We start from the raw sequence: 15,871 nt of genomic DNA on the forward strand, positions 1-15,871 counted from the left end.
ATTCTACAGCATTCCAGACCCGTTGCAAGCACTTTCAAAAATTAAATTATTCGGTTGTTTTATTTTTAAACTTTAACGCATCTAATCCACTGATTTATATAATTTAAAATTTATTAATTATCTTAAAAGTGAATTTAAACAAATTAAATATTTGAAATTTAAATAGTTTATTGAAATTCTGTTTTTATTATCAGCAATAAAGCAGCTTTATTTTTATATTTAGCTTTTATTTTAGCCACTTCACTCCATGCAAAAATCTGTCTCGTATTTGATTGGTGTTCAAAATTCCATCACCCAAAATAAAAACAACGGCTTTGATCGCTCAAAACCGTTGTTTTCAGTATTGCAATAAGCACTTTCTCTTAAGAAGTACTGCCTCTCACAATATTCAAGAAGTATAGATGACGTTCATATTGATCAATAATGTCTTGGATTAAATCTTCTTGCGTCCAATCCATCACATCATAGTTTTGCCCTCCCTCACGCAAGAACACTTCTGCCTGAAAGTAATTGGCCTCATCTTCATCTGCTCGTCCCAACATGAAGCTTGGAGGAACAGTAGCATGTGAGATCACTTTATAAGTGAAGTTAATTTCATGATGATGATCAACATGCAGTTGCAAACCATTTTCGATTTCACGAATCTCCACATCCAAGTGACGGCGTTTGAATTCGCGCTGAATACTCTCAAAAGCCTTACGAACTTGTGTGTCGATATAATGCTGAACTTCAGTTTCAGTATGCGGATAATGCATGATCAAACCTAAACGCTGCTGCCAACTCCGTGGATTATTAATGGCACGCGGGGTAATTCGAGCCTCTTGAATGGCATTCATTTTGGTGACATCCAACTTCAAGGCTTTGAGTAAACCCCAACTCATCAGCAACATAATAAAAGTAAAAGGCAATGCACTCATAATAATAGAGGATTGCAATGCAGACAGACCACCGACCAACAATAGAATAATGGCCAATGCGGCCATCAACACGGTCCAAAATAATCTTTGCCATGTTGGAGAGTTTTCGGTTTTAGCGGTGAGATAATCGGTAACCAAAGCACCCGAATCAGCAGAGGTGACGAAAAAGAGCATCACCAATACCGTCGCCAGTAAACTCATCATCCCTGAAAATGGCAAATGATTCAAAAACTCAAATAACGCAACTGATGAATCACTTTGTACGGCGTGAATGAGACTGACATTATGTTCTTGCATAATGTTAAACAGCGCGGCATTACCCAAGAACCCCATCCAGATGATGGTAAAACCTGTCGGGATTAGTAACACACCGACAATAAACTCACGGATGGTTCGGCCGCGCGATACACGGGCAATAAACATACCTACAAATGGCGACCATGAAATCCACCATGCCCAGTACATAATGGTCCAGCCGCCAATCCAGCCATTCGGTTGGTAGGCATAGAGATTAAAAGTCATACCAAATAGGTTCGACATATACGAACCCATGTTTTGAATGGTGGTTTGCAGCAAATAAATACTTGGACCCGCAATAAAGATAAAGGCCAACAACACTAAAGCCAAAATTAGATTGAGTTCGGAAAGGCGCTTGACCCCTTTATCCAGACCTAAAAATACCGACATGGATGCCAAAGCACTGACAAAAATAATCAGGATCACCTGAACATTGCTGCTTTGTTCAATCCCAAAGAGATAATGCAAACCTGAATTGATTTGCGTCACACCAAAACCTAAAGAGGTCGCCACCCCGAAAACCGTACCAATGGTGGCAAAGGTATCAATACTATCGCCCCAAGGACCATAAATCTTCTTACCAATAATGGGGTATAAGGCTGAACGGGTTTTTAACGGCAGATTATGACGATAAGCAAAATAGGCCAAAGCCAATCCGACCACGGCGTAAATTGCCCATGCATGTAAACCCCAGTGGAAAAAGGTAATCCTTAAGGCTTGTTGTGCAGATGCGATACTTTCAGGATCACCACTCGGTGGGCTGACATAGTGCATCACAGGTTCTGCAACACCGAAGAACATCAAACCGATGCCCATACCTGCGGTAAACAGCATAGCAAACCACGAACCATTGCTATATTCAGGTTGGCTATGATCGGGTCCTAACTTGATTTTCCCACTAGCAGAACAGGCAATATAAATGAGTAAAATAAGAAAAATGGCGACAGATAAAACATAAAACCAGCTAAAGGAATCTGTAATCCATTGCTTTAACTGTTGGGTGAGAAATTCAAATGAACTGGGTGCGATTACAACGATTGCGATAAAAATTGCAATGATAATCACCGTGCTTAAAAACACGTTTGGATTCACATTCGCAAATTGTGAAGACGGCTTGGAAGGCATAATTCCCCCATATTTTTTTAATGATAATGACAGACCCTAAGGGTCAAACAAGACATTCACAATGTGAACAAAAGTAAGTTTAAATTTTGCAAAAACTCGATATAAATTATAAAAAATGTGAAAAATAAAGCAGTTGTAATGCTGTAACTGTATTTATTCTTTATCGCTCGATTGCTTAGGTAAATGGGCAATATATTGCAATGCAATTAATCGAGAAACCACTACAGCGAGATACATCACTCCACCAAACATTTGTAGCATGGTTAAGACTCTAGCGGCTGGGCTAATTGGCATCAGATCAGATAAACCCGTTGCTGATTGCAGACTAAAACTCAGAAATAATAAATCGAGCCAAACTTGTAAATCTTGTGGCTGATTTGGGTTTTGAAAACTATTGGGTAAAAGCAACTGGCAAATACTATATAAAAAGGCGAATGCCCAAGCGATGAGAGTAAAAACTGCACCTGCAGCAAATAATTCATCTTTGGTGAGATAACGATCTGCAAACATATAACGTAATAACCCATAAGCCGCATAAAAATACGCTAATGCTTCAAAACTATAAGCGATGATTTGGATTGTCGAATTGTCATAGCCAATAAAAATTAAAATTGAAAACAGAAAAGCGCCACTGACAAAGATTAAGCCCCAAAATGTGAATACTGGTGTTTGGCGAATGACCTTGGCAATAATTAAGAGAGCTAAAACACCTAGTGACCAAGTTAAGGCGCGATATTCACTATCTCCATAAGTCAACATCGCCATAACTAATAATGCCAATTGCACCAACAACAACCACGCAGAAGGTAATAAACGAAAACTGCCCCAAAATTGTTTTAAGCTTTGCATGTTGTTTTCCATGTGATTGTTATGATTTTCATTAAGTTAATGGCATCACACCGTATCTAAAAAGGCAACAATCATTTTAGAGAGTTCTTGTTGCAAACGTTGTTCTTCAATTAAAAAGGTATTTTTACTGGCATAACGCATCATGGTAAATAAGGTACTGTTAATAATCACAAAAGACTTATGTTTTAAAGTCTCAAAATCCCAATGGGGGTAGTAACGTCCAAATAAGTACATACCCACTTCTAAGAAATGCTGCTCTAATACTTGTGCCGCTTCTGAATCACTATAGGCATGCCAATTTTTTAAGATTTCGATAAAGAAACCATGATCCGATTTCAATGATTCAAAACCAAAAGCGATACTTAATGTGATGATGTCTTGAATAGCTGTTTGTTGTTGGAGCATCACTAATTGCTTTAGTGCTTGCCCTAAATTTTCGCTTTTACGTAACAATAGTTCAGCAACAATCTGTTCTTTATTTTCAAAATATTGATAAATTGATCCGACACTTACCCCTGATTTTTCAGAAATTTTAGGTGTTGTTAATTGTAATACACCATATTCAGAGATACATTTTTGCGTTCCCTCCAGAATATTTTCGACGATCATTTTTGCACGTTGCTGCTGGGGTCTTTTTCTCATGTTCAGCCTTTATTAAAACGCGAATTGAATACGAATATTTATTCATATTAAGCTTTGATTAAATAACAATCAAAGGCTTTCTACAATGCAAAGCATCATTAAACCTAAACGCTTAGCAGCGTTTGAAGACATGATTCAATCAAATATCAAAACCAAAATTCTTGGTTATATGACGCATCAACAAATTCAACCGAATTATCAAGAATATCTCTCCTTGAACACAGCCTTGCAAAGTGGTGATGCGCCCATGGACCAACTACTGCTTTGGATACTTCAAAATCCAAAACAGCATCGTAAATACTTTGAAATCGCACTCTATGAAGGCCTTGAGAAATTACCACATGAGATTACTGAACTGACTACCTTCTTCCAGTTAGTGGAACAAAAACCTGATTGGTATGAGCAAGCCAAAGTCGATGAAGCACTTAAATTTACCTATCGCCTAGGCATCAATAACGGACTGATCCTACGAGATCTATCGCTAATGACAGGTTATTTGTACCCTGGTTTTAATCAACCCCTAGTCCTGACAGGTGCACTAAAAAAACAGGCGGGAACACGCTTAGCTGAAACAACTAAATGGTGGGTCGATATCACTGAGCAAGATGGTTTTGAACGTTTTAGCAAAGGCTTCACCTCTACTATTTTTGTGCGCTTCATTCATTCACTGGTACGCTATCAATTACAAAAATCTGAGAAATGGGATGCCGAGACTTGGGGGCTACCTATTAACCAATATGATCAAGCAATGACCAATATTGCCTTTAGTGGCGTGGTATTGATTGGTATCAGGGCATTGGGAATTTTCCCTAGCACACAAGAAGTTGATAGTTTTTTGCATTTTTGGAAATATGCAGGCTGGTTGATGGGCGTTGAAGAAAAATGGTTAGTGGATAATGAAGCTGATGGCTGGAAACTCATGTACTGGATGCAGTTTGCACATCCTCAATCTGATGAGAGCAGTATTTCTCTGGGATCTAGTCTTTCCAAAGAACCCTTTGAACGGAAATATCGTTACCTACGCTCCTTTCAGCAAAAACTCGCCTATAAGCAACATCTCGAAATTACCCAATTCTTTATTGGCCGCAAGAAAATGCAGAAATTGGGCTTAGCACCACAACCAGCCTCATGGTTTGCTTATTATTTAATTGGTCGCAATCTAGCGCTCTATACAGGTGCCAAACATATCCCCAAATTAAATCAAATGCTTGAAGAAAAAGGGCGGCATTTGCAACGAATCGGTTTGTCACTCTATCGTAATCAAGCGCAACAACTGGCCAGTATGCATCAATAATAGAAAAAGCCCTCAAATTTTGAGGGCTTTAATTTTTAGGATTCGATCTACTTAGTGATCAGATGCACCAGAGATACCAATACCTGTTTGTGAACGAACAAACTGAGCATCGAACGCTTTACGCTCTTTCTCTGCACGCGCAGTTTTATCAGTTACTGAGAAGAACCAACAGCAAAGGAAAGATAGTGGCATCGCGAAAATTGCAGGACCATTGAATGGATTCACTGCGGTGTCTGAAATTTTCAACGTGTCAACCCAAACTGCTTTAGAAAGAATGATCAGGGTTACAGCAGTCACTAGACCAACAATACCGCCAATTACTGCACCACGAGTCGTTAAACCTTTCCAGAACATAGACAATACGAGTACTGGGAAGTTTGCACAACATGCAACTGAGAATGCCAAACCAACCATGAACGCAACGTTTTGTTTTTCAAACAAAATCCCTAGAATCATGGCAAAGATTGCTAAACCTAAAGTCGCAATTTTTGACATACGTAATTCAGATTGAGGCGTAGTTTGACCTTTTTTGAATACGTTTGCATATAAGTCATGTGAAATCGCAGAAGCACCTGAAAGTGTTAAGCCAGCCACTACAGCAAGAATTGTTGCAAATGCAACTGCTGAAATGAAGCCCATGAACAAGTCGCCACCAACTGCATCACTTAAGTGAACTGCAGCCATGTTGTTACCACCAACCAACTCTAATTTACCTGTTACCGCTGCTTTCGCGACATCAAGGAACTGAGGGTTGTTTGAAACGAATAAGATCGCACCGAAACCAATGATGAAAGTTAATAGATAGAAGTAACCAATGAAACCTGTTGCAACTACAACTGATTTACGAGCTTCTTTAGCATCTTTAACAGTGAAGAAACGCATTAAGATATGTGGTAAGCCTGCTGTACCAAACATTAATGCAAGACCAAGTGATAACGCATCAATCGGGTTTGCAGCCAATTTACCAGGCCCCATGATTTTTGCAGCTTCATCCCAGCTAATGCTGTGAGATTGGCTATACACACCAATCGCTTGATTGAACATGTTTGAGAAACTAAAGCCAACAGCTTTCATCACCATGAATGCCATGAATGTTGCGCCACTGAGTAACATTACGGCTTTAATGATTTGTACCCAAGTGGTTGCTAACATACCACCAAAAATTACGTATGCCATCATCAACAAACCGACGATTACAACCGCAATATTATAGTTCAAACCAAAAAGTAATTTGATTAACTGACCTGCTCCTACCATTTGAGCAATCAGATAAAATGCAACTACAACTAAAGAACTTAATGCAGCTAAGGTACGAACAGGTTTTTCTTCCAAACGGAAAGAAACTACATCAGAAAGATTATATTTACCTAAGTTACGTAAACGTTCAGCAACAAGGAAAAGTACGATTGGCCAACCGACCATGAAACCAAGTGAATAGAGCAAACCATCAAAGCCTGAACTGAACACAAGTGCCGAAATACCGAGGAACGATGCGGCTGACATATAGTCACCTGCAATCGCTAAACCATTTTGGAAGCCACTAATTCCACCACCTGCGGTATAGAAATCAGCTGTATTCGTGGTTTGTTTTGCTGCCCACTTAGTAATAAACAAAGTGAAACCAACAAAAATGGTGAACATGATGATTGCATGCCAGTTTGTTGCCTGTTGCTCTGCTGCACCTAAATCAGGGCTAGCAAATGCAACGTGAGAACAACATAGGCTTGCAAGCGCGAACAGTTTCGCTTTGAATGACGTCCCTTTCATCTCAGTGCATCCCTTTTTCATGTGTGATTGCCTCAACTTCCTTGAGAGCCTCTTCATTCAACTGATCAAGTGTATTATTGGCGATGTATGAATAGACACCACACAATACAAATGACAGTACGATAATGCCTAAACCGAGGGGCATGCCCCATGTTGTTACACCACCACTAAAAGAACTTGCTAGGAACTCTTTGTTATAGCCAACTAAAAGCATAAATCCGACATAGATAAACAACATGATTGCTGTTAATGTCCAACTTAATGTACGTTTTTTGCTGACCATTTCTTGAAACTTTGGATTGTGTAGAATGCGTTCTACCTGTGAGTCATCCATAATTAACTCCTTATTTTTGTGTCCAACCGTGGACCCCTTTTTACTAGGGATTTTTCATTATTTAAATTAACAAGATTATGCTTGACTCGTAACTTAGACTTTGGTCTCTAAATACAAATCTCTGCTCATAACCCTTTTGATGCTTCGGGTATGATAGAAAATGGAGTTTGATCACGTGAGCAATATGAACAATTGGCTTATTATTGGGGTACTTGCCCTATATATCGCGCTGTTATTCGGCTGTGCTTTTTTTGGAGAAAAACATGCCAGTCGCTTAAGCACACGTGGCCGTATGCTGATGTTCAGCTTAACTTTAGGCGTATATTGCTCATCTTGGACATTCTACGGCGCAACAGGTGCAGCTGTCCGTGAAGGTATTATTTTCTTACCAATTTATTTAGGACCATTACTTTTTATTTGGTTTGGTTATGACATTTGGAAACGGTTAGGACGGATTCGTCAGCATCATGCCATTTCTTCAATTGCCGATTTCGTTGCTGCCCGATATGGCAAAAGCGGTAGTCTCGCAGCCTTAGTCACTATTCTTGCAGTTATTGCAATTATTCCTTATCTCGCTTTGCAATTAAGAGCGATTGCATTGAGTGCCTCCGTTGTACTCGAACAGAATGCACATGTTCATACCACCACAAATAGTGTGTTATTACTTACAGCGGTACTTGCGATTTTGGCTATGATTTTTGGCACGCGGCATATTGCACATACCGAACAGCACGGCGGCTTAATGCTTGCAGTCGCTTTTGAGTCTTTTGTAAAACTGTTTGCATTACTTAGCGTTGCAGTTTTTTTCTTATTCCAATCCCCCGAAAATATCAAACAAGTCAGCAATGATGTCACTCAACATTTTCAAGATTTGCAACAATTAGGGGTTCCTGAAACCTTCTGGGTACAAACCTTACTCGCTGCGCTAGCTATGATTTGTTTACCACGACAGTTTCATGTTGCCGTAGTCGAATTACGTGATGAAAAACATATTCGTGGGGCCAGACGCTGGTTTGCAGCTTATTTAATTTTAACAATTATGGCGATTATTCCTATCGCCAGTTGGGCCTTACACTCCCTTCCTGATACATTAGGTACACCTGATATTGCGGTATTGGCTCTCCCTCTAAGTTATCAGCAAGATTGGTTGGCATTACTCGCTTTTTTAGGTGGTTTCTCTGCTTCAACAGGTATGTTACTGGTTGCCTCAGTTGCACTTTCTATCATGCTCAGTAATGATTTAATTATGCCTGCTTTATGGCACTTTAAGATTATCTCTCGACACGATCAACAATTACCAAAAGTACTCAAACTGACTCGAAGAATTAGTATTATCAGTGTGATGTTGCTGGGTTTTTTATTCTTCCACTTTTTTAATGACATTAATCAATTATCAGTATTTGGCCTATTGGCTTTTAGCGCAGTTGCGCAATTTTCGCCAGCCCTCATCGGGGGTTTATATTGGCGTGGTGCAAGCCGTCAAGGTGTCTACGTCGGTCTGATCGTAGGCTTCATAATGTGGAGCTACACACTGCTCTTTCCTACTTTGTTACGCAGTCTCCCAGAACAATATCAAGCGTTCGCACAACATTTATTATTGTTTGGACCTTTCGATATTAACAGCTTACGTCCAGAAGCTTTACTTGGTTTTGAATCTTTTGCACCATTGACCCATGGTGTCATGTGGTCTTTGGGGCTAAATATTATTTGCTATATTTGGGGTTCTCGTTTGTATCGCCCAAGTGTTGCGGAACAGATTCAGGCTGAAAGCTTTTTCTACTATGAAAGTAAACCTTTACCCTCTACCCAGACAAACCTTGATTTAACCGATTTACCGCAAAATGCAGCGCGGCTCAAAGTTGGCGATTTATTGGCTCTGGCTAAACGTATTACAGGTGATCGCCCTACGACACAAGCATTTCAGCAATTTTGTGAACAAAATCATGTCGTACTCAATGAAAATCATGTTGCAAATGGCATGTGGTGGCGCTTCACTGAACAATACTTAGCAGGCATTATTGGTGCTGCATCAGCACGTACTTTGCTCACTACCGCCATGATCAATAATGGATTAGCACTGGGGCAAGTCGCGAATATTCTCGATCAAGCTTCACAATGGCAACGCTTTAACCAAAATCTTTTGATGACCATGATCGACCACATGACTCAAGGGGTAAGTGTTGTTGATAAAAATATGTGCTTGGTTGCATGGAACAATCAATATCTTACCTTATTTGATTATCCTAAAGACCTCGTTTATGTCGGTTGTCCAATTGCAGATTTAATTCGATATAACGCAGAACGTGGAGAATGTGGACCCGGTTCAGTTGAAGAACATGTCCGTAAACGAATTCACTGGATGAAAGTCGGTAGCGCCCATGAATTTGAACGTATTCGTAAAGATGGCTTGGTCATTCAAATGCGCGGTAATCCTATTGAGGGTGGAGGATTCGTCACGACCTTCGCCGATATTACTGCGTTCCGCGAGAATGAAGCGATTCTTGAAGAAAGAGTGAGTGATCGAACCCAACAGCTTGCAAATGCACTAACTGAACAGCAACTTGCCCGTGAACAAGCCGATAAAGCCAATCAATCTAAAAGTCGATTTTTGGCGGCGGCCAGTCACGATTTACTGCAACCGATGCATGCAGCACGTTTGTTCAGTACGGCATTGGAACAGAGTGTCAGCTCAGCTGAAGATCAACAAACCTTACAACAACTTGATCGCGCACTATATGGCGCTGAAAGCATGCTCTCTGCCCTACTCGATATTGCTCGTTTAGAAGGTGGAACCATCCAACCAAAACGCCAAGCGTATTCATTACATGACTTATTGAGTGATCTTGAACTTCAATTCAAATCAATTGCAGCGCAACGTAATATTCAATTGTCTGTACACGATACCCAATTCTGGGTTGATAGCGATCCACAATGGATGCGACGAATTATTCAGAATTTCGTTAGTAATGCATTGCGTTATACAGCTCAAGGTCGTGTTGTTGTTGGTGTATTACGTTCTGCACAAAGACCAAACCATATTCGAATCGGTGTTTGGGATACAGGACCTGGCATCAATGAACAACAACGGGTGAAATTATTCCAAGAATTTGAGCGTTGCGGGCATACCTCCCCTTGGGGTGAACAAGGACTTGGACTTGGTCTCGCGATTGTTCAACGTATGACGAGCCTGCTCGATTTCCCAGTGCATGTCTATTCAGAATTAGGTAAAGGTTCTTGCTTTATGATCGAAGTACCGCTCGCCGAAGCACCAAAAATTCAAGCGACTACACCGCATGTGACCGCACTGCAACATACAGCATATAAAGTGCTTTGTTTAGACAATGATGAAACCATTTTACAAGGTATGCGGACTTTATTAAGCAAATGGGGCTATCAAATTTTTACAGCAACTGAGCCATCGGAAGCACTAAAACTAATTGAACAAGAAGATATTCAAGTGTGGTTAATCGATCAGCATTTAAATCATGATCAACGAGGATTAGATTTTATTGAACAATATCGCCCTGCACATATTCCAGTCGCATTAATTACAGCAGATTCTGATCCTGAGTTGCCTCAATATTTGAAACAGCAAAATATTGTTCTATTGAAAAAACCGCTCAAACCTGCGGGATTACGTGCTTGGCTTTCTGGTTTAAAAATTATGCCAATGAGCTAAATGGCAAAATATTTTGAAACATAGGCAAAAACCATCAAAAAAAGCGCATTAAAATGACAATAAATTGACCAAAATGCTCAAAAATTTATTGGCTATGGCAAAAACGTTCACTTACACTAGTGAACGTTTGTACACTTACTTACAATTAGTTAAAATATTGTTTTTATTAATAAATATTACCATAAAAACCACATATACAACTTTAGTCGTATTCTAGTTGTTTTCTGAATAACGCATAAATTGATCAAAATGATAGGAACCTATGTCTTTGCTGTTTTAGGTTTCTAACACAATCGCCATAAAGGACATGATCATGAATAGCAATCAAGCCACTTCAGAGCATAACGAGTTACAGTTTTACCGCCAATACAGTGCAAATGCATTATTACCAGAGCTCAACTGGCAGAATATTTTTGTACAGAGCAACTTAGATGATACTCATCTAAAAGCATTGAATACACTTTATCAAGCAGCCGTTCCCCTTGCCCTCAATGTATTCCATGAGCTGAATTTTGATGTATTTGCACCAGCAGCTTATCAGCCACAAGGTCTAGGATTATTTGAAAAGCTAGCGTTACAAGAACAAAAATTCTTGGATGTATTAGAAACAGAATCTGCTCATTTGGATCATGAAACACGTCATCAAATGTGGAGTATGCTACTACGTGGTGGTGCCGTGTTGGTCTTTAAAGCATGGTTAGGTCATGTCAAAGATGGTGAAAATCAACTGGATAAAAGTCAATTCGATGAACTATCAGATTTATTATTTATCAAAACTCGCCCAGAACAATTAGCTCAACGATTAAATATAGATTCAACTGCTGATCTAACCCATATCTTTTTGATGCACGAAAATGATGTTTTTCTTGATCATTTTAATAGCCTTGAAACAGCAGCTTTATTTGTAGATTTAGGTGTTTATGATGCTGCATTTTTAAGTTTACGTGATGATCGCGTCGCCGAATATCTCATCGCAAAAAACTATGTAACTCAAGAACAAATTGATGATTTGCAGTGTGCATTAAATCCATTGTACTGCGATAGCTTAATGCCAAAACAAGATTGTTTAGCTTAAATTTTTAAAGCCACAATATTATGATTGTGGCTTTAATTTTCTTCGAGCTTTTAAAGTTATCAATTTTTTTCTAACCGTTGTTTATGAATATTCATCACAACATCACTAAACTCGCCTAAAATATAATTTGCCCAAAGTCGACTATACCAGTTGTATTCTGTAGACAAACGATAATCTATCGTGAGAATTAGTTTTGTGGTTTTCTCATCTATTCTTTCTAATTGATAATCCGTTTTAAGTAGATCAAAATACTTTCCACCCATTTCAATATGATCATCTACAGATCCTTTTGGAAATGAATGTTGATCAAACTTATATGTCCAACTTAAAAAGTAAGGAACGTAATTAGCTTGTACAACCTCTTCAAATTTAACCCCACGTTCCCATTGAATAGTACGAATAGTCTCATCTTTCCGCTGCTCAGTCATACCAAATACAGGTTTTGGAAACCCCATCCAAAATATTGGACTTGACTTAACTTCTTTAGGCTGGATTTTTCCTATATTTTGGATAGCATAAAAAACTTGCTCGGCAGGTGCATGAATCACGACTGAGCGTTGTGTTTTCCCATATTGGGTCTGCCCCATATCTGGTAATAAAAATGAAAATAATAAAGGTAATATTGCAATCGAATATATTTTAGAACTAGGTTTCCACAAATAATAACAGAATGTTCGCATTATGATTGCACCCACAAATAAACACCCCAATATAAATGGACTAATCATTATGAGACAAATAATACCCTCACCTAACACAATCATTGCGAACATAAGAATAAGTACAAGCGTAGCAACTTGAATACCAAAAGCTTTATAAAGTTTGTCTTTAGGTTTTTTTACAATCGAAAAATATTCTATTAATGCACCTAATATTAAAGGCATTCCAATAACCATAGAGCTCATAATAAGTTTATGGTTGTATTGCCCCCAAATACTTGTTAAAGCGATAAAAATAAGCGCAATTAGAGGAAAGAGTGTAAAAGCAAAACTTCGTCCCGTATAGATTTTTTCCAACGGATAAGGAGGAGTATTTTTTATATTTTTAAGTACTATGGCATAACCATATTCTTCATCTTCAATTTTATTAAACTCATATTGTGCAAAACCCGCATGGTTTAATAAATTGACCAAATTTGTTCGAGTTTCCTCATCCCATTTTTCAACAATAAAACGTGTATATCCTTGTTGTTCCAGTTCATCTAATATTTTTTTCTGATCTATTTCTGACATTTTAATACTATAATTATCAAGATAATAAAGGGATTATAATTAACCCCTTTATTACTTTCTAGTTAAAACTTCATGTTCATCCGCATCCAATAATTACGTCCAATATTATTAAACTGCTCACTTGCAGCATAACCAAACATAGACGCACCTGCTTTATTTAAATGCTCTGTATAAGCCTTATCTAAAACGTTATCAATCCCAACTGAAACATCGACTGCTTCAGTTAGCTTATAAGTTCCATTTACAGCTAGGGTATCAAATGCTTTACTTTCATTCATGTCATAACCAACCACACTACCCTCATTCAAACTGATACGATTTTGTTTTGCAACAGCACGCCACAATAGACCTAAGCTATATTTTTCATCAACATAGCGTAAATTTAATCGACCCTCTAAAGGTGCAATTTGTGGTAATGCGCGATGATCCGAAGTATTTTCTCCCCAAGCGTACATAGTTGAAAGATCAGCTTGGAAATGATCAGTGAATTGATAACCTAAACCTGCTTCAGCACCCGCAATCGTGGCATCAACATTACGTGCCAATGGCTGTCTCATGGTTGGCGTATTGTATTCCAACAAAATAAAATCTTTGATTAAACCTGCATAAGCTGATGCCCACGCACTCCAAGCACCATGTTCAGCTTGGAAGCCAAGGTCAAGTTGTGCCGTACGCTCAGTTTTGAGATTATCTAAATTATCAAGCATACGATAGGTCGTTACACCATTGGTTGTTGAACTGATGCCTCGATCTGTCGACGTACTATACAACTCCCAAAAATCAGGAGTTCGTTCTACATAACCTATACCTGCATAAGCTTTTAATCCATGCTCAGGTAGATTTTTCTCTAGACGTATAAAACCACTTGGTAAAGTATCTTTACGATTCTTGCCATCTTCAAGATTATTAATCTTTATTTGATCGATGCGTGCGCCCGCAACTAATTTCTGATCTGGGTTAAAGGCGTAAGTCCATTCACTAAATACACCATAAGATTGAAATTTCAAATCTTCAGCATAAGGTGAATTCCTTGATGGCATGGCATACATGACCATATCACCACCATGCTTATTCTGCTGCGTATCTACACCTGAAATGACGCTAAATTTATCCCAATCTGTCGTTACAGCTAAACGGGTATTTAAAGTACGACGATCAACCCGCATCGACATTTTATTTGGCACAGTCATATTCATTCCGTGCATATTCATGGTCGTCATTGGCGGCGTACGTAAGCTAAAATTATCCATTACATGATTGTTATAGCTGTAGTCCACTTGGGCTTCAACTTTCTTGATCACCTCTGTAATATTTTTTTGTTCAGCGTGTAGACCAAGGCTTTCTCGTTTAAATTGCGAACCGTCCATACTACGGCCAGCGTAGGCAGCCTCACCATCACCTTTACCTGCACGCAATTCTAACCAAGAATCATCTGTTGGCTTCCAACCCAATGCCAAGTCAGTATTCCAGCGCTCCCAATTTGAATGAATGCTATTATCGTCGCCATCTTTGTAATCATCTGCAACAGAACGATTAGCATTTAAACGAGCATATTTGGTTTCATCGCCAATTGCCGCTTCAATATTATGATCTAGACGACCATATGAACCCATCAAAACACTGGCTTGTCCACGATAAGGCTGTTCTTTGCTGAGATTTTCAGGTTGACGCTGAAAAATGACAGTTGCAGCCGAACCAGGTGTTGCGTACTGAACAGTTTGCGGCCCTTTAATCACCGTAATTTTATCGAAGCTTTCTGGCTGAATATAAGAAGTTGGTGCATCCATACGATTCGGGCACGCACCTAAATTTTCACTACCATCAACCAACATTTTAATCCGTGAACCAAACATGCCACGGAACGTCACATCACCATTTGTTCCACCATTTTTAATGGCACTAAATCCCATAATATTTTGTAAATAGTCTGCACCGTCCGTTGCAGGAATAGGTTGAATTGCTTGCTTAGGATCAGCATGAATAATCAATCCATTTGCATCATTTGGCTGCTGCGCTGTAACGACAATAGGTGCTAATACAACAGGGGTTTTATCGGACTGAACATCCATATTTGCCCATAATAATGTGTTATTTGAGGCAGCAAGAATCGCAACCGTGAGGGGCTGTAATAAAAATTTAGTTTGAGCCATGATTGGTCTCTCTTAAAACATAAGTAAAACTAGGCTAGAGTTTTGAAAACCCTAATAAAATTGACGTTTTAATTTATGCAAAGAGTGGCGGTGCTCGCCCTTGAGGTAATAAGAATAGCCGTTGCAGTGCAAAATAAACATGCTTAAATGCCTGTTGATACGCGACTAAACGGATTTGGATTCGGACTAAAACCTCTTTCACGCCGAATTCAGGTGGTAATACCAAATTGGCATACACCGTACAGTATTGACACTGATGATTTGGATCGTGATGGTCATGTTTCGACATCAGGCTTTGATGTTGTTCAAGCTGATGTGAATGATGATGCATATTGTGCGATACAGACTGCTGTTCAGCTTTTAATTTAGGCAACAGTAACGCTTGGGTAATCGTTTCACAGACGGGTGCAATCTGATATTGCTTCGGGAGCAGTGGCTGCAAAAACACCGCAATCTGTAAACAGACTGCGGTGAATGCAAGCATTAAACCACTACGAAACAATAAGGGCA

The 15,871-nt window shown here is 39.1% G+C and carries 11 protein-coding genes; 3 read left to right on the top strand and 8 right to left on the bottom strand.

Features of this window, described 5'->3' with window-relative positions; genetic code table 11:
* Positions 1-362: 362 nt before the first annotated feature.
* The 3 genes from AAV96_RS10255 to AAV96_RS10265 all read right to left on the bottom strand — a co-directional run bounded on the left by AAV96_RS10255 (position 363) and on the right by AAV96_RS10265 (position 3,830).
* The gene (locus tag AAV96_RS10255; RefSeq protein ID WP_046739246.1) at positions 363-2,339 is read right to left on the bottom strand and encodes a BCCT family transporter; all 1,977 of its coding nucleotides are present in this window, start codon (positions 2,337-2,339) and stop codon (positions 363-365) included.
* Between the two features lie 153 nt (positions 2,340-2,492).
* Positions 2,493-3,188 (bottom strand): ion channel, encoded by a 696-nt coding sequence (locus AAV96_RS10260; protein ID WP_046739247.1) that lies wholly within the window; start codon positions 3,186-3,188, stop codon positions 2,493-2,495.
* Positions 3,189-3,233: 45 nt separating this feature from the next.
* The gene (locus AAV96_RS10265; protein ID WP_005218820.1) at positions 3,234-3,830 is read right to left on the bottom strand and encodes a TetR/AcrR family transcriptional regulator; all 597 of its coding nucleotides are present in this window, start codon (positions 3,828-3,830) and stop codon (positions 3,234-3,236) included.
* 85 nt (positions 3,831-3,915) lie between these two features.
* On the opposite strand from AAV96_RS10265, the gene AAV96_RS10270 reads away from it, so the two are divergent.
* Positions 3,916-5,124 (top strand): oxygenase MpaB family protein, encoded by a 1,209-nt coding sequence (locus AAV96_RS10270; protein WP_046739248.1) that lies wholly within the window; start codon positions 3,916-3,918, stop codon positions 5,122-5,124.
* Positions 5,125-5,175: 51 nt separating this feature from the next.
* Here AAV96_RS10270 and AAV96_RS10275 read toward each other — a convergent pair whose 3' ends face one another.
* Complete coding sequence (locus AAV96_RS10275; protein WP_034602099.1) at positions 5,176-6,891, bottom strand: cation acetate symporter; 1,716 nt, start codon at positions 6,889-6,891, stop codon at positions 5,176-5,178.
* A 1-nt stretch (position 6,892) separates the two neighbouring features.
* Positions 6,893-7,225 carry a DUF485 domain-containing protein gene (locus AAV96_RS10280; protein ID WP_004665168.1) on the bottom strand — a complete coding sequence of 111 codons (333 nt, stop codon included), beginning with the start codon at positions 7,223-7,225 and terminating at the stop codon, positions 6,893-6,895.
* A gap of 184 nt (positions 7,226-7,409) precedes the next feature.
* On the opposite strand from AAV96_RS10280, the gene AAV96_RS10285 reads away from it, so the two are divergent.
* Both AAV96_RS10285 and AAV96_RS10290 read left to right on the top strand, forming a co-directional pair.
* Positions 7,410-10,904 carry a PAS domain-containing hybrid sensor histidine kinase/response regulator gene (locus AAV96_RS10285; protein WP_171249143.1) on the top strand — a complete coding sequence of 1,165 codons (3,495 nt, stop codon included), beginning with the start codon at positions 7,410-7,412 and terminating at the stop codon, positions 10,902-10,904.
* Between the two features lie 313 nt (positions 10,905-11,217).
* On the top strand, positions 11,218-11,979 hold the full coding sequence (locus tag AAV96_RS10290; RefSeq protein WP_004665171.1) for a hypothetical protein: 762 nt from the start codon (positions 11,218-11,220) through the stop codon (positions 11,977-11,979).
* A 59-nt stretch (positions 11,980-12,038) separates the two neighbouring features.
* Here the strand turns inward: AAV96_RS10290 and AAV96_RS10295 are convergent, their stop codons facing one another.
* The 3 genes from AAV96_RS10295 to AAV96_RS10305 all read right to left on the bottom strand — a co-directional run bounded on the left by AAV96_RS10295 (position 12,039) and on the right by AAV96_RS10305 (position 15,845).
* A complete protein-coding gene (locus AAV96_RS10295; protein ID WP_046739250.1) occupies positions 12,039-13,211 on the bottom strand; it encodes a hypothetical protein in 1,173 nt (390 codons plus the stop codon).
* Positions 13,212-13,273: 62 nt separating this feature from the next.
* The gene (locus AAV96_RS10300) at positions 13,274-15,361 is read right to left on the bottom strand and encodes a TonB-dependent copper receptor (RefSeq protein WP_046739251.1); all 2,088 of its coding nucleotides are present in this window, start codon (positions 15,359-15,361) and stop codon (positions 13,274-13,276) included.
* Positions 15,362-15,434: 73 nt separating this feature from the next.
* Positions 15,435-15,845 carry a DUF2946 family protein gene (locus AAV96_RS10305; RefSeq protein ID WP_005155270.1) on the bottom strand — a complete coding sequence of 137 codons (411 nt, stop codon included), beginning with the start codon at positions 15,843-15,845 and terminating at the stop codon, positions 15,435-15,437.
* Positions 15,846-15,871: the final 26 nt, after the last annotated feature.

The sequence above is a fragment of the Acinetobacter sp. AG1 genome, from assembly GCF_001005525.1.
Taxonomy (GTDB): domain Bacteria; phylum Pseudomonadota; class Gammaproteobacteria; order Pseudomonadales; family Moraxellaceae; genus Acinetobacter; species Acinetobacter modestus.

Coding starts and splice junctions, on each gene's coding strand:
- AAV96_RS10255 (WP_046739246.1), bottom strand. CDS start 2,339: ATGCCTTCCAAGCCGTCTTCACAATTTGCGAATGTGAATCCAAACGTG.
- AAV96_RS10260 (WP_046739247.1), bottom strand. CDS start 3,188: ATGCAAAGCTTAAAACAATTTTGGGGCAGTTTTCGTTTATTACCTTCT.
- AAV96_RS10265 (WP_005218820.1), bottom strand. CDS start 3,830: ATGAGAAAAAGACCCCAGCAGCAACGTGCAAAAATGATCGTCGAAAAT.
- AAV96_RS10270 (WP_046739248.1), top strand. CDS start 3,916: ATGCAAAGCATCATTAAACCTAAACGCTTAGCAGCGTTTGAAGACATG.
- AAV96_RS10275 (WP_034602099.1), bottom strand. CDS start 6,891: ATGAAAGGGACGTCATTCAAAGCGAAACTGTTCGCGCTTGCAAGCCTA.
- AAV96_RS10280 (WP_004665168.1), bottom strand. CDS start 7,225: ATGGATGACTCACAGGTAGAACGCATTCTACACAATCCAAAGTTTCAA.
- AAV96_RS10285 (WP_171249143.1), top strand. CDS start 7,410: ATGAACAATTGGCTTATTATTGGGGTACTTGCCCTATATATCGCGCTG.
- AAV96_RS10290 (WP_004665171.1), top strand. CDS start 11,218: ATGAATAGCAATCAAGCCACTTCAGAGCATAACGAGTTACAGTTTTAC.
- AAV96_RS10295 (WP_046739250.1), bottom strand. CDS start 13,211: ATGTCAGAAATAGATCAGAAAAAAATATTAGATGAACTGGAACAACAA.
- AAV96_RS10300 (WP_046739251.1), bottom strand. CDS start 15,361: ATGGCTCAAACTAAATTTTTATTACAGCCCCTCACGGTTGCGATTCTT.
- AAV96_RS10305 (WP_005155270.1), bottom strand. CDS start 15,845: ATGCTTGCATTCACCGCAGTCTGTTTACAGATTGCGGTGTTTTTGCAG.